The following is a 26,071-nucleotide window of genomic DNA, read 5'->3' on the forward strand; positions in this document are numbered from 1 at the left end:
CATCGTCTTTTCGAATACCTCTCCCGGAGACACAACGTGAGCAATCTGAACATACGCAAGGTGGCCGTGCTCGGCGCCGGCGTGATGGGCGCGCAGATCGCTGCGCACCTGATCAACGCCCAGGTGCCAGTCCTGCTGTTCGACCTGCCGGCTAAAGAAGGTCCGAAGAACGGCATCGCGTTGAAAGCGATCGAGAATCTGAAGAAGCTGTCGCCCGCGCCATTTGGCGTGAAGGACGACGCGCAATACATCCAGCCCGCGAATTACGACGATGATATCGAGAAGCTGAAAGAGTGCGATCTCGTGATCGAAGCCATCGCCGAGCGTATGGACTGGAAGCACGACCTATACAAGAAGGTGTCGCCGTATATCGGTGAAAAGGCGATTTTCGCGACGAATACGTCAGGGCTGTCGATCACGGAGTTGTCGAAGGGTTTTTCGGACGAGTTGAAAGCGCGTTTCTGCGGCGTGCATTTTTTCAATCCGCCGCGCTACATGCACCTGGTCGAACTGATCCCGACCGATACCACGCAACCGCAGATCCTCGACCAACTCGAGACGTTCCTGACCAGCGTGGTGGGCAAGGGCGTCGTGCGGGCGAAGGACACGCCGAATTTCATCGCGAATCGCGTGGGCGTGTTTTCGATTCTCGCGGTGATCGCGGAAGCAGAGAAGTTCGGACTGCGTTTCGATGAAGTCGATGACCTGACCGGTGCACGTCTCGGCCGCGCGAAATCCGCGACGTTCCGTACTGCGGATGTGGTCGGTCTCGACACCATGGCGCACGTCATCAAGACGATGCAGGACAACCTGCCGGACGATCCGTTCCTCGCGTTGTATGAAACGCCGGCCGTGCTCGCCGGTTTGGTGAAGAACGGCGCGTTGGGGCAAAAGTCGGGCGCTGGTTTCTACAAGAAGGAAGGCAAAGTAATCAAGGTGCTGGACCCGAAGACGGGAACGTACGTCGATGGCGGCGGCAAGGCGGATGAACTCGTCGGCCGTATCTTGAAGCGTCCGCCGGCGGAGCGGTTGAAGCTTTTGCGTGAGTCTGAAAACCCGCAAGCTCAGTTCCTGTGGTCCATTTTCCGCGATGTGTTCCATTACATCGGCGTGCATCTGGAATCCGTTGCAGACAATGCTCGCGATATCGATCTCGCTATCCGCTGGGGTTTCGGCTGGAACGAAGGTCCGTTCGAAAGCTGGCAAGCGGCTGGCTGGACGCAAGTGGCGAAGTGGGTGCAGGAAGATATCGACGCAGGCAAGGCGTTGTCGAAAGCGTCGTTGCCTTCGTGGGTGTTCGACGGTCCGGTGGCCGAGAAGGGCGGCGTGCATACGGCTGAAGGATCGTGGTCGGCTACGGCTTCTAAATTCATTCCGCGCTCATCGCTTGATGTTTATAACAAGCAGGTGTTCCGCGCACCGCTGATCGGTGAAGCGGGTATCGATCCGAAAACCTACGGCAAGACGCTGTTCGAAACCGATGCCGTGCGCGCCTGGGTCGATGACCGTGCAGGCGAAGACGACGTTGTGATCGTGTCGTTCAAAAGCAAGATGAACACGATTGGACCGTCGGTGATCGAAGGTTTGACGAAAGCGATCGAACTCGCCGAAGCCGATTACAAGGGCGTCGTGATCTGGCAAACGTCCGCGTTGAAGCTCGGCAATCCGGGCGGCGCGTTCTCGGCCGGTGCGAATCTCGAAGAAGCCATGCCCGCGTTCATGATGGGCGGCGCGAAGGGGATCGAACCGTTCGTGAAGAACTTCCAGCAAGGCATGTTGCGCGTGAAATATGCGAGCGTGCCGGTGGTTGCCGCCGTGTCGGGTATTGCGCTCGGCGGCGGTTGTGAACTCGCGTTGCATTCTGCGAAGCGCGTGGCGCACATTGAAAGCTATATGGGGTTGGTGGAAGTGGGTGTGGGTCTCGTGCCGGCGGGCGGTGGTTTGAAGGAAGCCGCGTTGCGCGCAGCGAGCGCAGCCGGCGCCGTGAACGCAACCAGCGATCTTTTGAAGTTCTTGCAGAAGTCGTTTGAAAATGCCGCGATGGCGAAGGTTTCAGCATCGGCGCTGGAAGCACGCGCGATGGGGTATCTCAAACCGTCCGACACGATCGTTTTCAACGTGCACGAATTGCTCGATATCGCGAAGAAGGAAGCACGTGCTCTTTCGGCAGCTGGTTATCGTGCGCCGTTGCGTGCCACGCAAATCCCCGTAGCAGGGCGCTCGGCGATCTCGACCATCAAGGCGTCGCTCGTGAATATGCGCGATGGCCGTTTCATCAGCGACCACGATTTCCTGATTGCGAGCCGTATCGCGGAAGCGGTGTGCGGCGGCGATGTGGAAGCAGGCAGTCTCGTCGATGAGGAATGGCTGTTGGCGCTCGAACGTCGCGCGTTTGTCGACCTGCTCGGCACCGCAAAGACGCAGGAACGGATCATGGGCATGTTGCAAACCGGCAAGCCGGTTCGTAACTAACGCGGGCGTACAGCAAATAGATGCATGGGACCAGAGTAAGGCGCTATGGGGCTGGAGTAGGCGCTGAAGCGCTAACTCCAGCCGACACGCCAACTCTGGTCAACAAAGGAGCTGCAAATGAGCAAACAAGTGCAGGACGCATATATTGTCGCCGCGAGCCGGACGCCTATCGGCAAGGCGCCGCGTGGCATCTTCAAGAACACGCGGCCCGACGAGCTGCTGGTCCACGCGATTCGTTCAGCCGTGGCGCAAGTGCCGGGGCTGGACACGAAGCTGATTGAAGACGCGATCATCGGTTGCGCAATTCCCGAAGGCGAGCAAGGGCTGAACGTGGCGCGAATTGGCGCGTTGCTGGCCGGCTTGCCGAACACCGTGGGCGGCGTGACCGTGAACCGTTTTTGCGCCTCGGGCGTGACCGCGTTGGCGATGGCCGCCGACCGGATTCGCGTCGGTGAATCGGACGTGATGATTGCGGGTGGATGTGAATCGATGAGCATGGTGCCCATGATGGGCAACAAGCCGTCGCTGTCGCCGCATATCTTCGATCGTGACGAGAACGTCGGCATTGCTTACGGCATGCGCCTGACGGCAGAACGCGTGGCGGAGCGCTGGAAGATCAGCCGTGAAGCGCAGGACGCGTTCGCGGTGGAATCGCATCGGCGCGCTTTGGAAGCCCAACGCACCGGCGAGTTCAACGATGAAATCGCGGCGTTCACGCTGAACGAACGTTTCCCGGATCTGGCAACGGGTGAGATTCGCGTCAACGCACGCGAGATAAAGAACGACGAGGGTCCGCGCGAGGGTACGACCATGGAAGGGCTCGCCAAACTGCGCCCCGTCTTCGCCGCGAAGGGGTCGGTCACGGCGGGCAATAGCTCGCAGACGTCGGACGGTGCAGGCGCGTTGATCGTGGTCAGCGAGAAAATCCTGAAGCAATTCAACCTGACGCCGCTCGCGCGTTTCGTGAGTTTCGCGGTGCGCGGCGTGCCGCCGGAAATCATGGGCATCGGGCCGAAGGAAGCCATTCCTGCCGCGTTGAAAGCGGCGGGTTTGACTCAGGACGATATCGACTGGATCGAACTGAACGAAGCGTTCGCGGCGCAATCGCTGGCTGTGATTCAGGACCTCGGACTTGATCCATCGAAGATCAATCCGCTTGGCGGCGCGATTGCGTTGGGTCATCCGCTTGGCGCGACCGGCGCCATTCGTGCCGCGACCGTGGTTCACGGCTTGCGCCGGCGCAACCTGAAGTACGGCATGGTGACCATGTGCGTGGGAACGGGCATGGGCGCGGCGGGCATTATCGAACGGATGTAAGCGCTTATTAGCCAATGCAAAACGACGGTTCGCGCACCATCCGGTTCGCGAACCGTTTCTTCATTCAGGATTCGTTCAGGAGACGAGAATGGACATCATCACCGAACACGTCGACGGCGTGCTGAGCATCACCATCAACCGTCCGGCCCGCAAGAACGCGCTGACGGCCGCGATGTATCAAACCATGGCCGACGCTTTCTTCGATGCTGAAAACGATCCGGCCGTGCGTGTGGTGCTGATTCGCGCCGTGGGTGATACGTTCAGCGCGGGCAACGATATCGAGGACTTCATGAAGGCGCCGCCGGCAAAGCAGGACGCGCCCGTGTTCCAGTTCCTGCGCCGCATCAGTACCGCGCAGAAGCCGGTGGTGGCGGCGGTGGCGGGCGGGGCTGTGGGTATCGGCACGACGATGCTGCTGCATTGCGACCTGGTCTACGCAGCGTCTACCGCGAAGTTCGCGTTGCCGTTCGTGCAGCTTGGGCTGTGTCCGGAGGCGGCGTCGAGTTTGTTGTTGCCGCGCATTGCGGGTTATCAGCGGGCGGCGGAGAAGCTGCTGCTGGGTGAACCATTCGATGCGAACGAAGCCGCGAACATGGGCATCGTGAATCGCGTTTTGCCGGCGGAAGAGGTGGACGACTTCGCACTGAAACAGGCGAAAAAACTCGCGGCATTGCCGGCGGCATCGCTGAAGGCGACCAAGGCGTTGATGAAGGGCGCTCAGGCGACAGAAGTCAGCGCGCAGATGGCGGCAGAGGCGGAGCACTTCGCCCACATGCTGACCGCGCCCGAGGCGAAGGAAGCGTTCACGGCGTTCTTCGAGAAGCGCAAGCCGGATTTCAGCCGGTTTAATTGATGACCGGCTTGGGCTCGCGGATAAACCGAGGGCTCAAGTTCCGGTGTTGTAGACGGGGTGGCTTGAAGCACGCCAGGGCTTTGCTCAACGCTTCGCTCAACGTGTGGCGCCGTCCGCGTGCCCATACTCCACGAACCCGTTCTCCCGCGCAAAACTCACCAGCCGCAACCCCGCCTTTTCCGCGATGGAAATAGCCAGCGACGTAGGTGCGGAAATGGTGACGAGCATCGGCACACCGACCCGCGCCGACTTGCGCACGAGTTCATAGCTTGCCCGGCTCGAAAGGAATACGAAACCTTGCGTGGTATCCACCCGTTGAAGCACCAGATGCCCGATCAGTTTATCGAGCGCGTTGTGGCGTCCCACGTCTTCGAACGCGTATTTGACCGCGCCGCTTTCGTCGCACCAGGCGGCGGCGTGCAATCCACCGGTCAGCTTCGATAACTGCTGATGCGCCGGCAATTCATGCGCGGCATGAGCAATGGCGTCATCTGCAAGACGGTTCAAAAAACCCGTGTCAGGCACACGCTCTGGCTGCAGATCCAGCAAGTCGATACTCTCGATCCCGCACACGCCGCAGCCCGTGCGACCGGCCAGCGCGCGGCGCTTCTGCTTCAGCGCGACAAACGCCTGCTGCACCACCTGCAGATGCACTTCCGCGTGGGGCAAGGTGTCACTGGCGGGGGTATCGTGGAAAAATACCTCGATGTCGTGAATGTCACTGCCACGCTCCACAATGCCTTCCGTCAGCGAAAAGCCCACCGCGAACGCTTCCAGGTCGCGCGGCGTGCACATCATGACCGCGTGCGAAATGCCGTTGTAGACCAGCGCGACGGGCCATTCCTGGCCGACGTCGTCGGCGGCGTCGCGTATTTCGCCCAGCCGGTGGCGCCGTACGGACCGTTGTACGTAGCCGGGCTGGTCGTCGATGTCTGTGTCATTCATGGCATGGCTCACTTGCTGATTGCTTTCGATGTCGCGTTTTAGCCGCTCTAAGCGACTTCCCATCAGCATTTACGAGATAAATTCGGGCATAACCCTTGCTCCTTTATGGGGCAGCAGACACACTACAAGCCGTTCAAGGCCCTACGATAACCTACCGCGGCCTCACTCGCTTTCCTTGTCCATTACGCCAACGAGGCACCTGCCATGGCACTTTACGACGCTCCGCGCCTGTTCGGATTCGAACTGGAGTCGACTGAGAATCTGAGCTTCATTCCGCTCGTCGTGCGCTTTAACCTGGACCGCTTCGGCCAGATCATTTCGCTCGATCAGTGGAGACGGCTGCCGCACGGCGACCGCGAACTGCTCGCGCGTTTTCCTGTTGAAGACGACGCCGCGATCGAACCCAATTTCGACCGGGCGCTCGCCGAGATGCTTCGAACCCACGCCGACGCAACGCCGGAAACATTCGCACCCGATGGCGATCCGATCTGGGCGCACACCGACGTCGTGCCTGAAACCGTGATTCGCCAGAGCAGTTTGTGCGGGATCGGCTCGCCGAGCCTGGGTCGATGGTCGGAGCTTTCGCCGTTCCAGCGTTACGCGCTGGCGAAGTTATCGCGCAAGGCCGAAGTCAACCACGACTTCGTTCCGGCGATGCGAGAGTTTGGCCTAGCCGATTAAGTGGTTACTTGCGTCCACAGACGGGGCTGCTGGCGGCCGAGGGGCGCTAGCGGGCGTCTGAGGAGTGTCACAACCTGGGCGGGATCGAAACCGCGCCGGGTGGAAATCGTTAGGGCGTGAGATCAGATTCTCCGCCGGGGAACCGCAGCGCGCCAGTCGCACCTACCCAGATCCGCGCGGCTGGCAGCAGACCGACACTGGCCGCTTGCTGCCCCCACCGGCTACCCTTTAAAAGGCGCCTTTTAAGCGCCCACCCTAAATTCCCCTCCGCTCCTGCCGATAATCAACTATCGATACACGGAAATCGATGCGAAGACACGCGCCCAGTCTTCCCAGCCCCGCCTCCCGGACGGCGATCGAACCCATGAACTCATTCTTTTCCCGCCGTCTGCTGGTGAACCTGGCTGTCGTTCTGATCGCCATGGGGGCGAACGCGTTCGTCGCATACCAGCAAATCGACCGGCAAAGCGATGCCGACGCGCGTACGCGCCGCTCGCTCAGCCTGATGCGCGACCTCGACGCGTACCGCAGCGCTCTTGGCGAAATCCTCCCGGAAATCAGCTGGTACGAGGCAAGCGGCGTGCTTACGGCGGCAGACGTGCGCGAGGCGCGTGCAGAACATATCAACGCGCTGGAAAGCGGCCTGCGCGCCCAGTTCGATTACGAACCCGACATGCAAGGCGCGTTCTACCTGCTCGGCGAAAGCGCGCGCATCGCGAAACGCGACGGTCAATCGGCGTTCGAACGCGCCGCCATAGACGCGCCTGGCGCGGCCCGCGACTGGACCCGGCAAGCCGTCCGCCGGCTCGCCGAAGACCAGCAATCCCTCGATGTCGAACTGGCGGTCCTGCGTGCGAGGGAAGCCGATTCGCTCGCGGCTACGCTCAATGAATCTGCGCTGGCGTCCAGCCGCGCCGTGTTCTTGCTGATCCTCACGATGCTCGCCGGCGGCGGCGCGCTGATCTACACCTTCGCGCGCCACGAGAAATCGGCGCGCGACAAGTTGCGCATTGCCCGGGCAATGCAGCGCAGCAACGAGCGTTTCCGCGATTTGTTCGACGCGCATCCGGTACCCATGTGGATTGTCGACGCCGCGACGTATCGCTTCGTTGCCGTGAATCCGGCGGCGCTTGCGCATTACGGTTACAACGAACTCGAATTCCTGTCGATGAGCATGCGCGACCTGCACGCCGACGACGACTTCGACCGGTTCGCGACACTTCTCGCGCGCCACAAGGGCAATCAGCCGCGCCAGACCGGCGCGCAACGGCCGGCGGGCGTCTGGCGGCACAAGCGCCGCGACGGCGCGCAGGTGAGTGCTGATATCTCATCGCACGCACTGACCTATTCGGGGCATCCCGGCATTTTCATGCTCGCCAACGACGTCACCGACCGCATCAATGCCGAGACCGAGGCGCGGCGTTCGAAGCAGATGCTGGAATCGCTTATCGACAATATTCCGCAGCGGATCTTCTGGAAGGACCGGGAATCGCGCTATCTGGGCTGCAATTCCGCCTTTGCCCGCGATGCCGGTCTCGCGAGCAAGGAACAGGTGGTCGGCATGACCGACGCCGAGCTGCCCTGGTGGCGCTCGGCGGAGCAACTTCGTGACGACGATCTCCAGGTCCTCGCGACCGGTCAGCCGCTGATGAACGTGGAATGCGACGTTGAGCGCGACGACGGAGTGCGTGCGTCGATTACCAGCAAGATGCCGCTGCTCGACGGGGCGGGGCGCATTATCGGCGTGCTGGGTTCGTACGACGACACGACCGAGCGCAAGCGCGCCGAACTCGCGCTGCGCCTGCAAAGCCGCGCGCTGGATGCCTGCGTGAACGCCGTGCTGATCACCGGCACGAGTGCTACGGGCAACGTGATCGAATACGCGAATCCGGCGTTCAAGCGCATTACGGGTTACGACCCGGCCGATATCGTGGGTCGCGATTGCCGTTTCCTCCAGCGCGACGATCTCGACCAGGAAGGTCTTGAGGCAATCCGTATGGGTCTCGCCGCGAACCGCGAAGCGAGTGCGGTGTTGCGTAATTATCGTAAGGATGGCGTACTATTCTGGAATCAGCTGTTCATCGCGCCGGTGCCGGATGCGCAAGGCCGCACGACGCATCACGTCGGCGTGATCAACGATGTCACCGAAGTCGTCCGCTATCAGGAGCAGCTCGAATATCAGGCGAACTACGACACGCTTACGCGGCTGCCCAACCGCAATCTCCTGCGTCAACGGCTACAACACGCGATTGATCGGGCACGCCGGGAGGACAACACGGTGGCCGTGGTTTTTGTCGATCTCGATGGCTTCAAGAACGTCAACGACAGCCTGGGCCACAGCGTAGGCGACCGGTTGCTCGCGGTGGTCGCCGAGCGGCTGGCGCGTTGCGGCCGCGCCGGCGATACGGTCGCGCGCCACGGCGGCGACGAGTTCGTGATCGTGCTCCCGGACATGGCCGGCGAAAGCGCGCTGATTGCCTGGATGGAGCGCGTGCGAACCGCCATTTCGGACCCGGTATGGCTGGATGGAACGGAAATGTACGTGGGCTGCAGCATTGGCGCGAGCCTGTTTCCGCAAGATGGCGACGACGCCGAAACCGTGCTCAAGAAGGCCGATATCGCGATGTATCGCGCGAAGGACATGGGACGCAACACGTACCAGTTCTATCAGCCGGAAATGAATGCGAGCGTGGGGGCGCGGATGGACGTCGAGCGGCGTTTGCGGCGGGCGTTGCGCGACGGCGAATTCCTGCTGCACTACCAGCCGCAAGTGGAGCTGGCGACGGGCGAGATTGTCGGCATGGAAGCGCTCGTGCGCTGGATGGACCCGGAGTTCGGGCTGGTCTCGCCGGGCGCGTTTATTCCGGTGGCCGAAGAATGCGGGCTGATCGGGCCATTGTCCGAGTGGGTGCTGCGCGAGGCATGCCGGCAAAACAAGGCATGGCAGGATGAGGGATTGCCGCCGGCGCGGATGTCGGTGAATCTGTCGGCGCGGCAATTCCAGCAGCGCGATATCCGCGTACTGGTGACGTCCGTGCTGGAGGAAACGGGTCTTGCGCCGCATTACCTGGAAATCGAGCTCACCGAGAGCGCCATCATGAACAACGGGGAAGACGCCGTCACCACGTTGTCGGAGCTGGCGGCGCTCGGCATCAGCATTGCCATCGACGACTTCGGGACCGGGTATTCAAGCCTCAGTTATCTGAAGCGCTTTCCGGTGGACCGGTTGAAGATCGACCGCTCGTTTGTTGCGGATATCGGTACATCGGGAGGCAATGAAACGATTACTTCAGCGATCATCGCGCTGGCTCACTCGCTTGAGTTGCAGGTGATCGCGGAGGGCGTGGAGACGGCGGCGCAACTGGACTTCCTGGTTGCTCGCGATTGCGACGAGATGCAGGGCTTCTTCTTCTCGCCGCCGCTGCCGGCCGGCGAGATTCCCGCGCTGTTGCTGAAGAGCGGGACCAGCCCGCGCCCCGGTTCCGATCAGTCCAGGACGGGCAACGCGCGCGGACGGCGGTCGCTGTCGGTGGCCACGTAGGTCAGCGTGGCCTCCGTGACCTTCACCACGTCTTCTGCCAGGCTCATGCGCTGCGCGTAGACCTCGACCGATACCGTCACCGACGTATTGCCCGTCTTCACGATATCCGTATAAAAGCTCAGCAGATCGCCGACAAACACCGGCTGCTTGAACACGAACGAATTCACCGAGATGGTCGCCACGCGCCCGTTCGCGCGCCGGCTGGCCGGGATCGATCCGGCGATGTCCACCTGCGCCATGATCCAGCCGCCGAAGACATCGCCGTGGACGTTGGCATCGGACGGTTGCGGCACCACGCGCAGCGCGACCGGTTTGTTCGGGAGTTGCAAAGATTGGGTCACGAGCGGATTTCCATGAAAGAGTGAGGGATGCCGGCGGTCAGCGCGCCGATGCACCTTCTGCGACAATGCAGGATTAAATGATGTTGCTGGCGCTCGAACGAGTCTGGTTTGAATCTGAGTTGTCCACACCCGTTTCAGCGTGCTTTTACGGCGTTTAGCGCAGGTTTGACTGATTGTTGCCGACGCCGGGAAACATCGAATTGTACGGGAAAGCCCGCATTTTGAGATGGGCGCCCGTCCCGCGATACCTCGCTCGTCCGACACCGTTTGGCACCCTGTGACCCTGCGGCGCGGACCTCTGCAGACCTCGAATCCATGCGCCGCAACTCTCCCTCCGAACCGGTTCCTATAGCGAAAGGCCCGCGTAACGACTGGCAGACCATTCTCTCGCTGCTGCCGTACCTGACTACGTACAAATGGCGTGTCGGTTTTGCGCTGACCTGCCTGATCGGCGCGAAAGTCGCGAATCTGGGCGTGCCGATCGTGATGAAAAAGGTCATCGACAGCCTCAGTTCCATCCAGCATCTGACCGCGCTCGGGCGTGCGCAGGATTCCGCCGCGATCATCCTGGTGAGCGGCGTGGGCCTGCTGGTCGTGGCTTATGCAATCGTGCGACTGTCTACGTCGCTATTCACCGAGTTGCGCGAAATGCTGTTCGCGAAGGTCACGGAAAGCGCCGTGCGGCAACTCGCGCTGAAGGTGTTCCGGCATTTGCATTCGCTGTCGCTGCGGTTTCATCTCGACCGGCAGACCGGCGGCATGTCGCGGGATATTGAACGCGGCACGCGCGGCATTCAGCAACTCGTTTCATATTCGCTCTACAGCATCCTGCCGACACTCGTGGAAGTCGGCCTCGTGCTCGGATTTTTTGTCGCGAAATACGAAGCGTATTACGCGATCGTCACGTTGATCGCGCTGGTGACGTACATCGTGTTCACGATCAAGCTCACCGAATGGCGCACGCATTTCCGGCGCACGATGAACGAACTCGATTCGAGGGCGAATTCGCGTGCCATCGATTCATTGTTGAATTACGAGACCGTGAAGTATTTCGGCAACGAAGAGTGGGAAGCGCAGCGTTACGATGAAAACCTGAGGCGCTATCGGACGGCGGCTATTCGCTCGCAGCGGTCGTTGTCGGTGCTTAACTTCGGGCAGCAATTCATCATTGGCACGGGGCTTGTGTTCATTCTCTGGCGCGCGACGCAAGGCGTTATTGCAGGGCATCTGACGCTCGGTGATCTCGTGCTGATCAACACGTTCATGCTGCAGTTGTATATCCCGCTGAATTTCCTCGGCGTGGTGTATCGCGAGCTCAAGCAGAGTCTCACCGATATGGACCGCATGTTCACGCTGCTCGGCGCCGGGCGTGAAGTGCCGGATGTGCCGAATGCTCCGCCGCTGGTCGTGAAGGGGGCTGAGGTCCGGTTCGAGAACGTGAGCTTTTCGTACGAACGCGCGCGGCCGATCCTTCATGGTGTCGATTTCACGATTCCGGCGGGGACGACGACGGCGGTGGTCGGTCATAGCGGTTCAGGCAAATCGACGCTCGGCCGTCTGCTGTTTCGTTTCTATGATCTCGACCGTGAGCAAGGTGGCCAGATTCTGCTGGATGGCCAGGATATCCGCGATGTCGCGCAGGATTCGCTGCGTGCGGCCATTGGTATCGTGCCGCAGGATACGGTGCTTTTCAACGATTCGATCTACTACAACATCGCGTATGGCCGGCCCTCGGCTTCACGCGATGAAGTGATCGCGGCGGCGCGGGCAGCGCATATTCATGAGTTCATCGAAAGTTTGCCGGCGGGGTACGAGACGCCGGTGGGTGAGCGCGGGTTGAAGTTATCGGGCGGGGAGAAGCAGCGCGTGGCTATCGCGCGGACTTTGTTGAAGAACCCGCCGCTCCTCATCTTCGATGAAGCCACGTCCGCGCTCGATTCGAAATCGGAACGCGCCATTCAGCATGAACTGGATCTGATCGCGCAGGAACGGACGACGTTGATCATTGCGCACCGGTTATCGACGGTGGTTCATGCGCAGCAGATTATCGTGATGGATCACGGGCGGATTGTGGAGCGCGGGACACATACGGAACTGGTACGCGCCGGTGGGTTGTTTGCGCAGATGTGGGCGCTGCAACAGCAGAAGGCAGCGGAGCCGGAAGAGGGTGCGAATGATGCGGTGGAGGTGGGCGAGCCGGCACGGGCTTGAAACGCCGTGGCATCCGGAAAGGCAATTACCCAAGCTGCCGGGAGGCAACAAAAAAGCGTCGATACCTTCGGGCATCGACGCTTTAAGCCCCGCGACCTTATTCCGTGGCGTGAACCATCGCCGTTGCGCCGCCATGCCCGGCCGCTACCACTCCCGGCGCGGCCCAGCGCAGCCACTGCGTGCGAAGCGCGAGCAGGAACCCAAACGCAAAGACCGCCAACACGCCGAACGTCGCAAAACCCATCTGATAACTTCCGGTACTTTCCTTAGCCATCCCCATGATTACCGGCAGATAAAACCCGCCGATCCCGCCCGCCGCACCGACAATCCCCGACAACAGCCCGGTCTTGCCTTTCCACCGCTGCGGCACGAGCTGGAACGTCGACCCGTTGCCCAGTCCGAAGCACAGATAAAGACAAACCAGCAACGCGATACCACCCGCGACCGGCGGCATCCACACCGCAAACGCAAAGTCGGCGATAGCAATCACCGCCAGCAGCACGAGCAACGCGCGCACGCCGGTCACGCGGTCGGCGAGATAACCGCCGAGGGGCCGCACGATCGCGCCGAGGAACGCGAGCATCGCCATGAATAGACCTGCTTCGATCTTTGGCATCTGATAGAGATTCGTCAGCAGCAACGTCACATACGACGACATCCCGACAAACCCGCCGAACGTAATGCTATAGATCAGCATCACGACCCATGTATCGCGTTCACCGAGCACCGCGCGGTAATGTTTCGGCAGCACGGCAATCGCGAGCAGCGCGCCGAGCACCGGCAGCAGCAAGACACCCGTACGCCCGCTGCCGAACACGCCGCCGTGCACCGCGAGCACCATCACGATCAACCCACCGAGCGTGATCGCGAAACTCGTCATTGCGCGCGATGTGCTGCCGCTCTTCTGACCGCCATCCGATGCCCACACGAACAGCGCAATCGCCGTGATCGCGAGCAAGGGCAATGCGGCCGCGGTGGCAAGTTTCCAGCCGAAGGCATCGGCGAGATGGGGGAACAGGAAACCATCGAGTACCGCGCCGATATTGCCCGCTGCGGCCAGTCCGAGCACAAGACCCTGCACCTTCGGCGGATAGTTGCTGCCGGCCATCGGCAACGCGACGGCGAAACTCGCGCCGCCCATGCCGAGGAATACACCAAGCACGAGCAGCAGCGAGTACGACGGCGTGCCGGACAAAAGTGGCAGGACAATGGTCGGGACGGATGAAAGCGCCACGCCCATCAAAGCCACGCGGCGGCCATCGGTGGATTGGTACAAGTTGCCCAGCGTCACGCGCAGGATCGCGGCGGCGAGAACCGGCACCGCGACGAGAAAGCCCTGCTGCGCGGCGGTCATCGTGATGTCCTTGCTCATGAACGGCGCAAGCGGTCCGTACAGCACCCAGACGGTGAAACCGGTATCGAAATACAGGAAGCAGGCAACCAGCGAGCGCCAGTTGCCGCTCTTTAACGAGGTGAGCAGGTTTTTCATCGGATTCTCCGCGTGGATCGGCTCTGGCAATGCATCGATGATGTGTTCTTAAAGACGCCCGACGCTCGGCCGACCGGGAATTGCAAGTATCATGCCAACGAAATCCATCTTTAAGCGGGTAGCCGCAGACTGAACGTCGGCGCGGCTTTGCACCGGATGAAGGCCCATAAGCGCTAACAATTAGCCCAACTGGACACGATGCCGCACGCACTGGTATCGCTGCAGCGCAGCACCGCGCGTGTGCGAGTCGCGTGAGAATGGTGCGAGCGCCTCGCGCCGTTCAAAGCGGACCGCCCGAAGTTGCCGCGAACGCAACGGTAAAATGCGAGTGCGTTCAGGGAGCATCCCCAACCAGGCCGAAGGAGCCGCATGGAACTGAAATGGCTCGAAGATTTCGTCTCGCTCGCGGAGACGCGCAGTTTCAGCCGCTCGGCCGAACTGAGGCACATTACGCAGCCGGCTTTCTCGCGCCGGATCCAGGCGCTCGAAGCGTGGCTGGGCACGGATCTCATCGACCGCTCGGTCTACCCGACGCGCCTCACGCAAGCCGGTCAGGTTTTCTACGAGCAGGCGCTCGCGATGCTTTCGCAGTTCCACGAAGCGCGCACGCTATTGCGCGGGCAGACCGGCGTGCCCAATGCGACCATCGACTTCGCGGTTCCGCACACGCTCTCGCTGACCTATTTCCCGCGCTGGCTACACCATATAGAAGCGCGACTGGGGCGCATCAACACGCGTTTGCGCGCGCTGAACGTGCACGACGCCGTGTTGTCGCTGGTGGAAGGCGGCTGCGATCTGGTGATGGGTTATCACCATCCGAGCCATCCAGTGGCGCTCGATCCGGCCCGCTACGACATGCTCACGCTCGGCACCGAACCCATCAGTCCGTTTTCATCGGTGAACAAGGGTGGCCGCGCGCGCTACACATTGCCCGCTACCGCCGATGCCCCCGTGCCGTATCTCTCATACACGCCTAACGCTTATCTCGGCCGCATGACGGAGGTGATCATCGCGACCTCGCCGGCGCGTCTTTATCTCGACAAGGTCTACGAAACCGACATGGCCGAAGGTCTGAAGGCGATGGCGCTGGCTGGTCATGGCGTGGCTTTCCTGCCGCACAGCGCAGTGGCCAACGAAGTTGATGAAGGCAGCCTGATCCGGCTCGACCGGGGAACCCGCGGAACACCGGCGGGTCAGTTCACGCTGACGATGGAAATTCGTTTGTATCGAGACAAAATGGCGTCGAAGGGTGACGATCCTCGCCAGGCCCTGATGCGTAATCTTTGGGAAGCAGTGGGCGAAGAGGTATCGAGACCCGCGGAAACCCAGGCCACATAAGCGTCTCAGGCGTTATGCAAGAAAAACATAACGCAATGATGAAACGGCATTGGATTTCAATATCCGAATTTTCGACAATGAAGCCATTCCACACAACGCTGGAGCTTCGATGTCATCGCCGCAACAAGACCGCACCGCTTCTGCTGTTCCCGCTGTTCAGCACGCCATTCCCTCCTATCTCGATTCCACGCATCTCGGCCCCTGGGGTAACTATCTCCAGCAGGTCGATCGTGTCGCGCCGTATCTCGGCTCGCTGTCGCGCTGGATTGAAACCCTCAAGCGCCCGAAGCGCATCCTGATCGTCGATTGCCCTATCGAACTCGATAACGGCACGGTCACGCACTTCGAAGGCTATCGGGTCCAGCACAACATGTCGCGTGGTCCAGGCAAGGGCGGCGTGCGGTATCACCAGGACGTTACGCTTTCCGAAGTGATGGCGCTGTCGGCGTGGATGTCGGTGAAGAACGCGGCTGTGAACGTACCGTACGGCGGCGCAAAAGGCGGTATTCGTGTCGATCCGCGCACGTTGTCGCGTGGCGAACTCGAACGCCTGACACGTCGTTATACGAGCGAAATCGGCATCATCATTGGGCCGAATACGGATATCCCTGCGCCGGACGTCAACACGAACGAGCAGATCATGGCGTGGATGATGGATACGTACTCGATGAACCAGGGCCAGACAGCAACCGGCGTGGTGACCGGCAAGCCGATCTCCCTCGGTGGTTCGCTCGGCCGCAAGGAAGCAACCGGCCGCGGCGTGTTCGTCGTGGGCTCGGAAGCGGCGCGCCGGATTGGCTTTGACATTGAAGGCGCGCGCATCGCCGTGCAGGGTTTTGGTAACGTCGGCGGGATCGCTGCACGGCTGTTCCAGGAAGCCGGCGCGAAAGTGGTGGCGGTGCAGGATCACACCGGTTCGCTGTACAAATCGTCGGGTATCAATGCAGCCGCGTTGCTCGAGCACGTGGCCAAGCACGGCGGCGTGGGTGGCTTCGAAGGCGCGGACCCGATCGGCAAAGACGAGTTCTGGACCATTGAAACCGATATCCTGATTCCGGCCGCCCTCGAAGGCCAGATCACGGAAGAAAACGCGCCGAAGATCAGGACGAAGATCGTGGTGGAAGGCGCCAACGGCCCGACCACAACGGCGGCCGACGACATTCTCCACGACAAGGGCATTCTCGTAATTCCCGACGTGGTCGCTAATGCGGGCGGCGTGACGGTGTCGTACTTCGAATGGGTGCAGGATTTCTCAAGCTTCTTCTGGACCGAAGACGAAATCAACCAGCGACTCGAACGTGTGATGCGCGAAGCATTCGCGGCCGTGTGGCAAGTGGCCAGCGAGCATTCGGTATCAGTGCGCACGGCGGCGTTCATTGTCGCGTGTACGCGAATTCTGCAAGCGCGCGAAATGCGTGGCCTGTATCCGTGATTTCAGGCATCAGAAACGTTTGCGCGCGTTTGCCTGCATGAAGCGGCGCTAACGCAAAAAGCATCAAGACGCCCGCCGTCGTCCTTCAGGACGTCGACGGGCGTTTCGCGTAAAAACACAAGAAAATTAGGGCAGAACCAACGGCAATTGAAAGCGCTGAAACCCCCGCTCAGCCTGACAACAGCGGGTGTCTCAAAAATGACAACTGTGGACAACATTCATTCTTTCAAATTTATTACCCTGCTAAAATTGCGCCGTTTTCGCCAAGGAGATCACACATTATGAAGATTAAAAAAGCTGCGCTGCTGCTTGCCGCACTGGGACTTTTCGCATCGGGCGCGCAAGCGCAAAACAACGATACGCTCAAGAAAATCAAGGATTCAGGGAACATCTACCTGGGTTTCCGCGAGTCGTCGATTCCGTTCTCGTACTACGACGACAAGCAACAGGTCATTGGCTATTCGTATGAGTTTGCTTTGAAGGTGGTCGACGCCGTCAAGGAAAAGCTCAACATGCCGAACCTGAAGATTCAACAGAAGTCGGTCACGTCGCAAAACCGCCTGCTGCTCGTGACGGGTAACCAGATCGACCTCGAGTGCGGTTCGACCACGAACAACCTCGAACGTCAGCAACAAGTCGCGTTCTCCAACACCATCTTCGTGATCAGCACGCGCCTGATGACCAAGAAGGATTCGGGGATCAAGGACTTCGACGACCTGAAGGGCAAGACCGTTGTGACGACCGCTGGAACCACGTCCGAGCGCCTGCTTCGCAAGATGAACCAGGAAAAGAGCATGGGCATGAACATCATCAGCGCGAAGGATCACGGCGACTCGTTTTTGACGTTGTCGACGGGACGCGCAGTAGCGTTCATGATGGACGACGCTTTGCTGGCCGGCGAACGTGCGAAGTCGAGCACGCCGCAGGATTTCGTGATTGTCGGTACGCCGCAATCGCGTGAAGCTTATGGCTGCATGCTGCGCAAGAACGATCCAGAGTTCAAGAAGGTAGTCGATGACGCCATCGCCAAGGTCGAAACCTCGGGCGAAGGCGACAAGATCTACAAGAAGTGGTTTGAAAGTCCGATTCCGCCGAAGGGTCTTAACCTGAACTTCCCGGAAAGCGATGACATGAAGGCGCTTTTCAAGAACCCGAACGACAAGGCAATCGATTAATCTCGGTTCTGCTCGATTGATGGAAACGGAAGGAGCGCTGCTTCTTCCGTTTTCTTTTGGAGGGAGTCCATGTCCTACCACTGGAATTGGGGCGTTTTCCTAAGCCCCGTCTCGACCGGCGAGCCGACAACCTATCTCGGCTGGCTTATTTCCGGTTTCTGGGTGACCGTTACCGTGTCGCTTGCGTCATGGATCGTGGCGCTCGTGGTCGGCTCGTTGTTCGGCATTCTTCGCACCGTGCCCAACAGGAAGCTGGCTGCCATCGGCACGGTTTATGTCGCCATCTTTCGTAATATCCCGCTGCTCGTTCAGTTCTTCATCTGGTACCTCGTGATACCGGAGTTGCTGCCCGTTTCCATCGGCAACTGGTTCAAGCAGTTGCCCCCGAACGTGCAGTTCTATTCGTCATCCATCATCTGCCTCGGGTTGTTCACCGGAGCACGCGTGTGCGAGCAAGTGCGCTCGGGCATTGCGGCCTTGCCGCGCGGACAGCGCGCCGCCGGTCTCGCCATGGGTTTCACCGAATGGCAGACGTACCGCTACATCTTGATGCCGGTCGCGTACCGCATCATCGTGCCGCCGCTTACGTCGGAATTCTTGAACGTGTTCAAGAACTCGGCAGTGGCATCCACCATCGGGTTGCTCGAATTGTCGGCGCAGGCGCGACAGCTTGTGGATTACACCGCGCAGTCGTATGAGTCGTTCATCGCCGTGACGCTTGCCTACATGCTGATCAATCTGGTCGTCATGCAACTGATGAAAGTGGTCGAAGCCAGGACTCGGCTGCCCGGCTACATTGGAGGCAAGTGATGCATCATTTCAATTGGAGCAGTGTGCCGAGTTCGCTGCCTACGCTCTGGACCGGCGCGATCATCACCTTCAAGATCACGGTGCTCGCGCTCGTGTTCGGGATTCTCTGGGGCACCGTGCTCGCGCTGTTTCGCCTCTCGGGCATCAAGCCGCTCGAATGGTTCGCGAAGGGGTATGTGACGCTGTTTCGTTCCATCCCGCTCGTGATGGTGCTGCTGTGGTTCTTTTTGATCGTGCCGCAATTCCTGCAGAATGTGCTGGGGTTATCGCCGGAAATCGATATCCGGCTCGCTTCCGCCATGGTCGCGTTCTCGCTGTTTGAGGCCGCGTATTATTCGGAGATTATTCGTGCAGGCATTCAGGCGGTGTCGCGCGGGCAGGTGAACGCGGCGTTCGCGCTCGGCATGACGTACACGCAGTCCATGCGGCTGATCGTGCTGCCGCAGGCGTTTCGCGCGATGGTGCCGCTGTTGCTCACGCAGGCTATCGTGTTGTTCCAGGATACGTCGCTGGTGTATGTGATCAGCCTCGCGGATTTTTTCCGCACGGCAACGAATGTGGGCGATCGCGACGGTACGACCGTCGAAATGGTGCTGTTCGCCGGCGCCTGTTATTTCGTGGTGTGCCTCGCCGCATCCGGTCTCGTCAAAAGTCTTCAGAAAAAGGTCGCTCGATGATCTCACTCAAGAATGTTTCGAAATGGTATGGCCCGTTTCAAGTGCTCACCGATTGCACGACGGAAGTCAAAAAAGGTGAAGTAGTGGTGGTGTGCGGTCCTTCGGGCTCGGGCAAGTCGACGCTGATTAAAACCGTGAACGGACTCGAGCCGTTCCAGAAGGGCGAGATCACGATCAACGGGCAATCGATCGGCGACAAGAAAACCAACCTGTCGAAACTGCGCTCGAAAGTCGGCATGGTGTTCCAGCACTTCGAACTGTTTCCGCATCTGACGATCGTGCAGAACCTGACGCTGGCTCAGATCAAGGTGCTGGGGCGTTCGAAGGACGAAGCGACAGCGAAGGGATTGAAGCTGCTGGAGCGCGTGGGTTTAAGCGCTCACGCCGATAAATTCCCCGGCCAGCTTTCTGGCGGACAGCAACAGCGGGTGGCGATTGCGCGGGCGTTATCGATGGATCCGATCGCCATGCTCTTCGATGAACCCACGTCCGCGCTCGATCCGGAAATGATCAACGAAGTGCTCGACGTGATGGTGGAATTGGCGCAGGAAGGCATGACCATGATGTGCGTGACGCACGAAATGGGCTTTGCGAAGAAGGTCGCGCATCGCGTGATCTTCATGGACAAGGGCTTCATTGTGGAAGACGACAAGAAGGACGCGTTTTTTGAGAACCCGAAGTCGGATCGGGCCAAGGACTTTTTGGCGAAGATTCTGCATTGATAGTTTGATGCGGGCTGGTTTGGCTAACGCCGATCAGCCGGGCGAGTTGGCTCAAAGAGAGATTGGACTGCCGGGCTAACTTCCCCGTGATCCGCAGGCAACTGGCCCTCCTGACCATGCACGGCAACCGCTCGGCTACGCTGATCAAGTCAACGTCAAGCATGCGCCGTAAAAATGGCCTTTCCGGCGTGAGCTGGAACGGCCATTTTTGTCTTTGTGTGTGGACCAGCGCTAGTGGCTGGTCGAAGCTGCTTTCGTGTTGTCCTGTGTCACTGCATCGGGCGCATTTTTCTTCAGCGATTCAATCCCGGCATCCCTGGCCGCCGCGCTGCTATAAGCCTCGCTCACGCCAATAACCTCGTGATTGCCGGCTTTGAGATTGAAATAAGGCGCGCCGCTTTTGTCCGTCTTGCGCTCGTAGCGTTCATCGATCAGCGCATTCGCCTTGACCGATGCAATGCCATGTTCCGCCGACGCTCGCGTCACATACGTCTCGCTCTTGAGGATCGGTTCGCCGTTGGCGGCCCGCAGGTTGAAATAGAACTGGCCGTTACGGGCGCGGTCGATGACGAATTTTCCTGACATTGCATAAGCTCCCTGGGTAGTGGAACAAGCGTGAGTCCAGGTGATTCTCCGGCCGCGAAGCTGCTCCGCAATTACTCCGCATTTACTCTATACCGAGTTCGGTCTCCACATCCGCGGTCGTCGCGATGGTCTCGGCGCGCAGTACCGATTCAACGCAAACCTTGCACAACGGTTCAAGCGCTTTCTCCGCGACGTCCGCCGGCACGGGGACATTGACCGTCCTGAGCAATGCGCCGTGCTGGAACAACGCCAGGTCGCCGGGTTTGAAACGCGTCCAGATTTCGTCGTCGGTAAGCGGCGAGGTGGCGATCACCGCGACGCGATCTTCCGGCGTGGTGTACTTCGCGAAATCGATCGACATGTCAGCGTCGATCAAATGCGCCGTGGAGAACGGCCAACTGCGCACGAGGTAATACAAATGCGTGGAGCAATGCGTGAACAGCGCCTGACCGTTCGACATCAGGAAATTGAATACGCCGAATTGCGTGATCTCTCGCGTCAGCTTTTCGAGCGCCGCGAACAGTTCGTCCAGCGGCGGCTGGCAGCCGGGGAATTCGCGTCGCAGACCTTGCAGTAACGCGCAGAACGCCAGCTCGCTGTCGGTGGTGCCGACCGGTTGATATTGTCCGTTCAGACAGGGTTTGAAATCTTTCAGGTCGCCGTTGTGCGCGAAAATCCAGTGCCGTCCCCACAACTCGCGCATGAACGGATGGCAATTCTCAAGCAGGATGTGACCTTGCGTGGCCTTGCGAATATGCGCGATCGTGTTTTTCGACTTGATCGGATAACGCTTCACCATTTCGGCGAGCGGTGAACTGGCCGACGACTGGTGATCGATGAAAAGGCGGCACGCCTTGTCTTCAAAGAACGCAATGCCCCAGCCGTCCGCGTGATGGTCGGTGACGCCGCCACGCGCCGCGAAACCGGTGAACGAGAAAGTCACGTCCGTGGGTTCCGCGCAGTTCATTCCGAGAAGTTGGCACATTGCTGGGGCTGCAGACTGGGTGAATGGAGCTAACCGTTACAATACGGGTAGCCAAAGCATAGCACCGACGAAACCGCCAAAAAATCGCGCCTTTCGACCGCGGGGTGGCATCGTTGTGGAATTTCCACGGTATCGGCCGGCTTGCGGGAGAAAAACTGACCGATTGGGTGGGGCGCTTGCTCTCGGAGCCCCCGCTGGTGGTCTCCGCTGGTAGTCTCATTAAGCACGCAGTGTCGGGGCTTGATTCACTGATCCGGGCCGCCGATATTGATGGCGAAGCTGCGCCGCTTGCAGGTGCTTCGGTCTCGCTTATGTTTTCCGTGCGTGTTTATGCTTTTTGGTTTCGCGGCCGCCACAGTCCCTGCGTTTTCGTCATCCGATTATTTTCATCGTTATCACGCCAATGTCCGCTTCCACGCCTGCCTCCGTCTCTCCCGCTTCGTCTGTTGACTCCGTTGACTCGATTACGCTCGCGCGTCCCGACGACTGGCACTTGCACGTTCGCGACGGCGCCGTGCTCGCCGCCGTCCTGCCGCACACGGCGCGCCAGTTCGGCCGGGCGATCATCATGCCGAACCTGCGTCCGCCCGTGACGACGACCGAATTGGCGGCGGCGTATCGCGAGCGCATCCTGGCCGCGTTGCCCAAGGACGGCCCGGGTGCGCGTTTCGAGCCGCTGATGACGCTTTATCTCACCGACAACACGCCGCCCGACGAAATTCGTCGCGCCCGCGAAAGCGGTTTCGTCCACGGAGTAAAGCTTTATCCGGCAGGAGCGACGACCAATTCCGACGCCGGTGTCACGAGCATCGCGAAGTGCGCGAAGACGCTGGAGGCGATGCAAAAGCACGATCTGCCGCTGCTCGTGCATGGCGAAGTAACGGACCCGGCCATCGATATGTTCGATCGCGAGAAGGTGTTTATCGACCGCGTGATGACGCCGTTGCGCCGCGATTTTCCCGCGTTGAAGGTCGTATTCGAGCACATCACAACAAAGGACGCCGCTGATTACGTCCGCGATGCCGACGGTCCGACCGGCGCCACGCTGACTGCGCATCACCTGCTGTACAACCGCAATGCGCTGTTTGTCGGCGGAATCCGGCCGCATTACTACTGCTTGCCGGTGCTCAAGCGCGAGACGCATCGCGTGGCGCTGCTCGCGGCGGCTACGTCGGGCAATCCGCGCTTTTTTCTCGGCACGGATAGCGCGCCGCACGCGAAGGGGTTGAAGGAGCACGCTTGCGGCTGCGCGGGGTGTTACACGGCGTTGCACGCGCTGGAGCTCTACACGCAAGCCTTCGATCAGGCCGGCGCGCTCGGTCGCCTCGAAGGTTTCGCGAGTTTCCACGGTGCGGACTTTTACGGTTTGCCGCGCTCGACAGAGAGCGTGACGCTGCGTCGCGAACCCTGGACGCTGCCGGCGGAATTCATGGCAGGTGGCGATGAGATCGTGCCGCTGGGCGGCGGAGAATCGATTGGCTGGCGGATGGAGTGACGGTTGCCGGGGCGCGCTTGGGACAGGTCCGAGCGCAGAACCTCCCGCCTCTTGAGCTACTCGTATGTCAGACCGGGAAAATTCACTGAAGCCTGAAAACGCGGAGACGGCATCGACGCTAACCGATACCCGCGCGGCGCAGCGCTTTATGGATATCGACTGGTCCTGCCCGTGGCTGGCGCCGCTTGCCGAGCGCGGCGAGCGCTGGCGCCAGGCCGCGCTCGATAGCTACTCAGCGTATCTCTCCACCCTCAACGCCGATGCACACACCGGCCCGCGCGTCACCGGACGGGGCAAGCCGCTATCGTTCATCGCACAGGACGAGTTGCCGGCGGGGGCGTCGTATGAAGGGCATATTGCCGAGACGGGCTGCGTGCCCACGCGCTATAACCTGCACGATTTCTTCAACGGCGCGATGTGGTTCCAGTACCCACGCATCAAGGCGGCGCTGAACGCACGGCAGGCTGCGGAAATTGACGCACTCGGCATCGGTCCCACACGCGGCGCCGCGCGCGACGCCCTGACGCTCTTCGACGAAAACGCGATCCTTTTTGCCTGCGCAGATGCGTCGCTCGCCGCTGCACTTCGAGCCTTCGACTGGCACACGTTGCTCGTCGAACAACGCGCAGCCTGGGGCCTTCGATGCGAGGCACGCATCTTCGGCCACGCGTTACTCGAAAAGCTGATTGCCCCGTATAAGGCGTGCACGGGGCACGCCTGGATAGTGGAAGTCGAGCCAGCCTATTTCTCATCCACCGATATCGAGCGCCGCGCGATCCTCGACCGCGCAGTGTCTGAACGGCTAAAGAGCGAAGCCATTTCCAGCCGATATTTCACGCCACTGCCGGTGCTGGGCGTGCCGGGCTGGTGGCCTGAAAACGAAGTCCCGTCTTTCTACGACGACCCTCAGGTCTTTCGATCCGGCCGCCGATCGCGGACATAGCCGGTATCGGAGCGTGACAGCGAGGCTCCGACACCCCTCATGCTAAAATCATCGTCGCAAAGTAGGCTAGGCAGTCGCGGCTGATCCGGTTTCGGCCGGAGAGGGCGAGGAAAGTCCGGACTCCACCAGGCAGGGTGATGGCTAACGGCCATCCGTGGCGACACGCGGAACAGGGCAACAGAAAGCAAACCGCCGATGGCCCCGGGCGCAAGTTCGGGGATCAGGTAAGGGTGAAACGGTGCGGTAAGAGCGCACCGCGGCTGCTGCAAGGCAGACCGGCAAGGTAACCTCCACCCGGAGCAATTCCAAATAGGCAGGCGCGCATCCTCGTGATGCAGGACGGTGCCTCCGTCTCGTCTGCGGGTAGGAAGCTTGAGCGCGCCAGTAATGGCGCGACTAGAGGAATGACTGCTACGCGCGTCACGCTTTCGGGCGTGAGGCGTGCACAGAATCCGGCTTATCGGCCTGCTTTGTGAGATTCAAAAAGAAAGCCGGCGTCAGTGATGACGCCGGCTTTTTTTCTCGTTTCTTCTTCGATGCGAGGAATTCAGCTCGCGACAATATCAAAGGAATGCGTCAATTCGGCCGTCTTCGCCAGCATGATCGACGCCGAGCAGTATTTGTCGTGAGAGAGGGTGATCGCGCGTTCGACTGTCGTGGGATTCAGGTTCTTGCCCGTCACCGTGAAGTGGAAGTGGATCTTCGTGAACACCTTGGGATCTTCGCTTGCGCGCTCGGCCTTGAGCGTCACCGAGCAACCCACGACTTCCTGACGGCTTTTCTTCAGGATCATCACGACGTCGTACGCAGTGCAGCCACCCGTGCCGAGCAAGACCATTTCCATTGGCCGCGGCGACAGATTGCGGCCGCCGCCTTCCGGTGCGCCGTCCATTGTGACCAGATGGCCGCTGCCCGTTTCCGCGGCAAACGCCATTCCGTCCTGTCCCATCCAGCTAACTTTGCATTCCATGAGAAAACTCCGGTGCCATAAGACACTTGTCTAATCGTCTTGATTGTAGCGTTTTAGCTGATTGTAGGAATCGCAGCAGCGCGGGCGTTTGGGCCAGCCGTGGGGCATTGTTGCATTGCGATACGTACGACAAATCAGCGATTTCCCTACTGGAATCAAGGGATTTCAACTGTAAATTGTGCGTAAGCGGCTTTTTAATTTTAGCTAAGTATTTGATTGTAAATAGTAAAATACTGAATTTTAACTTTCGTCTGTATTTTACATTATGAAATCGAATCCCATAATGCAAATTTACTTGCTTTGCACAAAAGCGCTTCATATACTTGCTCCTGTCTCCTCCACCTCCTCCTAGGTGGATTCCGCCCGAGCCCAAGGCTCGGGCTTTTTTTCGTCTGCTTTAGCGTCAATTACGATCATGGCGGGCCCATCGCTCGCTCGCAAAACCTCTGCACGATGCGATCGTTCAGCGCTGAACCGGGGTGAATTCGCTTGGCCGAAAGGCAAGTTTTGACTTCACATCAAAATTTCCCTTATAATTCAAAGTTCTCTATCCGCACCATGCCCGCGGACGAGAACCAGGGAGAGCCCGCACGCGCCTCGATGCGCAACTTCTCATACAAGCGGGACAAAGCAGGGCAGATTTATTTTTTGGATCGATCATGAAGACGTTTTCCGCAAAAGCCCATGAGGTGACGCGTGAATGGTACGTGATTGACGCGACGGATAAGGTTCTCGGACGTGTCGCCAGTGAAGTGGCCGCCCGACTTCGCGGCAAGCACAAACCCGAGTTCACCCCGCACGTCGACACTGGCGATTTCATCGTCATCATCAACGCCAGCAAGTTGCGCGTCACGGGCAACAAGGGTACTGACAAGAAGTACTACCGTCACTCGGGCTATCCGGGCGGCATCTACGAAACGACGTTCAACAAGATGCAAGAACGCTTCCCGGGCCGCGCGTTCGAGAAAGCCGTTAAGGGCATGTTGCCGAAAGGTCCGCTCGGCTACGCGATGATCAAGAAGCTCAAGGTCTACGCTGGCGCAACGCATCCGCATACGGCTCAACAGCCTAAAGCGCTCGAGATCTAAA

At 60.0% G+C, this 26,071-nt stretch carries 21 protein-coding genes and 1 other RNA gene; 16 read left to right on the forward strand and 6 right to left on the reverse strand.

Going from position 1 to position 26,071, the window contains the following annotated elements:
- Positions 1 to 36 precede the first annotated feature (36 nt).
- The 3 genes from HB376_RS22125 (at position 37) to HB376_RS22135 (ending at position 4,642) form a co-directional block, all read left to right on the forward strand.
- A complete protein-coding gene (locus HB376_RS22125) occupies positions 37 to 2,472 on the forward strand; it encodes a 3-hydroxyacyl-CoA dehydrogenase NAD-binding domain-containing protein (protein WP_213765812.1) in 2,436 nt (811 codons plus the stop codon).
- Positions 2,473 to 2,589: 117 nt separating this feature from the next.
- Complete coding sequence (locus HB376_RS22130; RefSeq protein ID WP_213765813.1) at positions 2,590 to 3,789, forward strand: acetyl-CoA C-acyltransferase; 1,200 nt, start codon at positions 2,590 to 2,592, stop codon at positions 3,787 to 3,789.
- Positions 3,790 to 3,877: 88 nt separating this feature from the next.
- Entirely contained in the window at positions 3,878 to 4,642 is a 765-nt protein-coding gene (locus tag HB376_RS22135; protein ID WP_213765814.1) for an enoyl-CoA hydratase, read from the forward strand.
- A 96-nt stretch (positions 4,643 to 4,738) separates the two neighbouring features.
- Here HB376_RS22135 and fdhD read toward each other — a convergent pair whose 3' ends face one another.
- Positions 4,739 to 5,587 (reverse strand): formate dehydrogenase accessory sulfurtransferase FdhD, encoded by an 849-nt coding sequence (fdhD, locus tag HB376_RS22140; protein WP_213765815.1) that lies wholly within the window; start codon positions 5,585 to 5,587, stop codon positions 4,739 to 4,741.
- Between the two features lie 204 nt (positions 5,588 to 5,791).
- Between fdhD and HB376_RS22145 the strand changes: the two genes are divergently transcribed.
- Both HB376_RS22145 and HB376_RS22150 read left to right on the forward strand, forming a co-directional pair.
- The gene (locus HB376_RS22145) at positions 5,792 to 6,268 is read left to right on the forward strand and encodes a nitrate reductase associated protein (RefSeq protein ID WP_213765816.1); all 477 of its coding nucleotides are present in this window, start codon (positions 5,792 to 5,794) and stop codon (positions 6,266 to 6,268) included.
- Positions 6,269 to 6,632: 364 nt separating this feature from the next.
- Entirely contained in the window at positions 6,633 to 9,809 is a 3,177-nt protein-coding gene (locus HB376_RS22150) for an EAL domain-containing protein (protein WP_213765817.1), read from the forward strand.
- On the opposite strand, the gene HB376_RS22155 is transcribed toward HB376_RS22150, so the two are convergent.
- Positions 9,755 to 10,150 (reverse strand): acyl-CoA thioesterase, encoded by a 396-nt coding sequence (locus HB376_RS22155; protein WP_213765818.1) that lies wholly within the window; start codon positions 10,148 to 10,150, stop codon positions 9,755 to 9,757. The genes HB376_RS22150 and HB376_RS22155 overlap by 55 nt on opposite strands.
- Before the next feature lie 315 nt (positions 10,151 to 10,465).
- On the opposite strand from HB376_RS22155, the gene HB376_RS22160 reads away from it, so the two are divergent.
- Positions 10,466 to 12,361 (forward strand): ABC transporter ATP-binding protein/permease, encoded by a 1,896-nt coding sequence (locus tag HB376_RS22160; RefSeq protein WP_213765819.1) that lies wholly within the window; start codon positions 10,466 to 10,468, stop codon positions 12,359 to 12,361.
- Between the two features lie 97 nt (positions 12,362 to 12,458).
- On the opposite strand, the gene HB376_RS22165 is transcribed toward HB376_RS22160, so the two are convergent.
- Positions 12,459 to 13,850 (reverse strand): MFS transporter, encoded by a 1,392-nt coding sequence (locus HB376_RS22165; RefSeq protein WP_213765820.1) that lies wholly within the window; start codon positions 13,848 to 13,850, stop codon positions 12,459 to 12,461.
- 369 nt (positions 13,851 to 14,219) lie between these two features.
- Between HB376_RS22165 and HB376_RS22170 the strand changes: the two genes are divergently transcribed.
- The 6 genes from HB376_RS22170 (at position 14,220) to HB376_RS22195 (ending at position 20,004) form a co-directional block, all read left to right on the forward strand.
- On the forward strand, positions 14,220 to 15,188 hold the full coding sequence (locus tag HB376_RS22170; protein ID WP_213765821.1) for a LysR family transcriptional regulator: 969 nt from the start codon (positions 14,220 to 14,222) through the stop codon (positions 15,186 to 15,188).
- Between the two features lie 109 nt (positions 15,189 to 15,297).
- Positions 15,298 to 16,620: a Glu/Leu/Phe/Val dehydrogenase gene (locus HB376_RS22175; RefSeq protein ID WP_213765822.1), complete on the forward strand. Its 1,323-nt coding sequence runs from the start codon at positions 15,298 to 15,300 to the stop codon at positions 16,618 to 16,620.
- 281 nt (positions 16,621 to 16,901) lie between these two features.
- Positions 16,902 to 17,795, forward strand: coding sequence for a glutamate/aspartate ABC transporter substrate-binding protein (locus tag HB376_RS22180; protein WP_213765823.1), 894 nt, complete (start codon positions 16,902 to 16,904; stop codon positions 17,793 to 17,795).
- A 69-nt stretch (positions 17,796 to 17,864) separates the two neighbouring features.
- Positions 17,865 to 18,605: an amino acid ABC transporter permease gene (locus HB376_RS22185; protein WP_213765824.1), complete on the forward strand. Its 741-nt coding sequence runs from the start codon at positions 17,865 to 17,867 to the stop codon at positions 18,603 to 18,605.
- On the forward strand, positions 18,605 to 19,282 hold the full coding sequence (gene gltK / locus HB376_RS22190) for a glutamate/aspartate ABC transporter permease GltK (protein WP_213765825.1): 678 nt from the start codon (positions 18,605 to 18,607) through the stop codon (positions 19,280 to 19,282). Before HB376_RS22185 ends, gltK begins: the two co-directional genes overlap by 1 nt.
- Positions 19,279 to 20,004: an amino acid ABC transporter ATP-binding protein gene (locus HB376_RS22195; protein ID WP_213765826.1), complete on the forward strand. Its 726-nt coding sequence runs from the start codon at positions 19,279 to 19,281 to the stop codon at positions 20,002 to 20,004. The genes gltK and HB376_RS22195 overlap by 4 nt, the downstream gene beginning before the upstream one ends.
- Before the next feature lie 231 nt (positions 20,005 to 20,235).
- Here the strand turns inward: HB376_RS22195 and HB376_RS22200 are convergent, their stop codons facing one another.
- Positions 20,236 to 20,589, reverse strand: a complete 354-nt coding sequence (locus HB376_RS22200; RefSeq protein ID WP_047895661.1) for a YegP family protein — start codon at positions 20,587 to 20,589, stop codon at positions 20,236 to 20,238.
- Between the two features lie 82 nt (positions 20,590 to 20,671).
- Positions 20,672 to 21,574, reverse strand: coding sequence for a class II glutamine amidotransferase (locus HB376_RS22205; protein WP_213765827.1), 903 nt, complete (start codon positions 21,572 to 21,574; stop codon positions 20,672 to 20,674).
- A 403-nt stretch (positions 21,575 to 21,977) separates the two neighbouring features.
- On the opposite strand from HB376_RS22205, the gene pyrC reads away from it, so the two are divergent.
- The 3 genes from pyrC (at position 21,978) to rnpB (ending at position 24,488) form a co-directional block, all read left to right on the forward strand.
- A complete protein-coding gene (gene pyrC, locus HB376_RS22210) occupies positions 21,978 to 23,069 on the forward strand; it encodes a dihydroorotase (RefSeq protein WP_213765828.1) in 1,092 nt (363 codons plus the stop codon).
- Between the two features lie 148 nt (positions 23,070 to 23,217).
- Positions 23,218 to 24,012 (forward strand): DUF3025 domain-containing protein, encoded by a 795-nt coding sequence (locus tag HB376_RS22215; protein ID WP_255631502.1) that lies wholly within the window; start codon positions 23,218 to 23,220, stop codon positions 24,010 to 24,012.
- A gap of 58 nt (positions 24,013 to 24,070) precedes the next feature.
- Positions 24,071 to 24,488, forward strand: an RNA gene (gene rnpB / locus HB376_RS22220) — RNase P RNA component class A.
- 71 nt (positions 24,489 to 24,559) lie between these two features.
- Here rnpB and HB376_RS22225 read toward each other — a convergent pair.
- Positions 24,560 to 24,982, reverse strand: coding sequence for an OsmC family protein (locus tag HB376_RS22225; RefSeq protein WP_213765830.1), 423 nt, complete (start codon positions 24,980 to 24,982; stop codon positions 24,560 to 24,562).
- A gap of 659 nt (positions 24,983 to 25,641) precedes the next feature.
- Here HB376_RS22225 and rplM point away from each other — a divergent pair.
- Positions 25,642 to 26,070, forward strand: a complete 429-nt coding sequence (gene rplM / locus HB376_RS22230; protein WP_031357525.1) for a 50S ribosomal protein L13 — start codon at positions 25,642 to 25,644, stop codon at positions 26,068 to 26,070.
- Position 26,071 lies beyond the last annotated feature (1 nt).

Source organism: Caballeronia sp. dw_19, from assembly GCF_018449515.1.
Classification (GTDB): Bacteria; Pseudomonadota; Gammaproteobacteria; order Burkholderiales; family Burkholderiaceae; genus Caballeronia.

Coding starts and splice junctions, on each gene's coding strand:
- HB376_RS22195 (WP_213765826.1), top strand. CDS start 19,279: ATGATCTCACTCAAGAATGTTTCGAAATGGTATGGCCCGTTTCAAGTG.
- HB376_RS22180 (WP_213765823.1), top strand. CDS start 16,902: ATGAAGATTAAAAAAGCTGCGCTGCTGCTTGCCGCACTGGGACTTTTC.
- fdhD (WP_213765815.1), bottom strand. CDS start 5,587: ATGAATGACACAGACATCGACGACCAGCCCGGCTACGTACAACGGTCC.
- rplM (WP_031357525.1), top strand. CDS start 25,642: ATGAAGACGTTTTCCGCAAAAGCCCATGAGGTGACGCGTGAATGGTAC.
- HB376_RS22175 (WP_213765822.1), top strand. CDS start 15,298: ATGTCATCGCCGCAACAAGACCGCACCGCTTCTGCTGTTCCCGCTGTT.
- pyrC (WP_213765828.1), top strand. CDS start 21,978: ATGTCCGCTTCCACGCCTGCCTCCGTCTCTCCCGCTTCGTCTGTTGAC.
- HB376_RS22215 (WP_255631502.1), top strand. CDS start 23,218: ATGGATATCGACTGGTCCTGCCCGTGGCTGGCGCCGCTTGCCGAGCGC.
- HB376_RS22225 (WP_213765830.1), bottom strand. CDS start 24,982: ATGGAATGCAAAGTTAGCTGGATGGGACAGGACGGAATGGCGTTTGCC.
- HB376_RS22200 (WP_047895661.1), bottom strand. CDS start 20,589: ATGTCAGGAAAATTCGTCATCGACCGCGCCCGTAACGGCCAGTTCTAT.
- HB376_RS22205 (WP_213765827.1), bottom strand. CDS start 21,574: ATGTGCCAACTTCTCGGAATGAACTGCGCGGAACCCACGGACGTGACT.
- HB376_RS22185 (WP_213765824.1), top strand. CDS start 17,865: ATGTCCTACCACTGGAATTGGGGCGTTTTCCTAAGCCCCGTCTCGACC.
- HB376_RS22165 (WP_213765820.1), bottom strand. CDS start 13,850: ATGAAAAACCTGCTCACCTCGTTAAAGAGCGGCAACTGGCGCTCGCTG.
- gltK (WP_213765825.1), top strand. CDS start 18,605: ATGCATCATTTCAATTGGAGCAGTGTGCCGAGTTCGCTGCCTACGCTC.
- HB376_RS22130 (WP_213765813.1), top strand. CDS start 2,590: ATGAGCAAACAAGTGCAGGACGCATATATTGTCGCCGCGAGCCGGACG.
- HB376_RS22150 (WP_213765817.1), top strand. CDS start 6,633: ATGAACTCATTCTTTTCCCGCCGTCTGCTGGTGAACCTGGCTGTCGTT.
- HB376_RS22135 (WP_213765814.1), top strand. CDS start 3,878: ATGGACATCATCACCGAACACGTCGACGGCGTGCTGAGCATCACCATC.
- HB376_RS22145 (WP_213765816.1), top strand. CDS start 5,792: ATGGCACTTTACGACGCTCCGCGCCTGTTCGGATTCGAACTGGAGTCG.
- HB376_RS22160 (WP_213765819.1), top strand. CDS start 10,466: ATGCGCCGCAACTCTCCCTCCGAACCGGTTCCTATAGCGAAAGGCCCG.
- HB376_RS22170 (WP_213765821.1), top strand. CDS start 14,220: ATGGAACTGAAATGGCTCGAAGATTTCGTCTCGCTCGCGGAGACGCGC.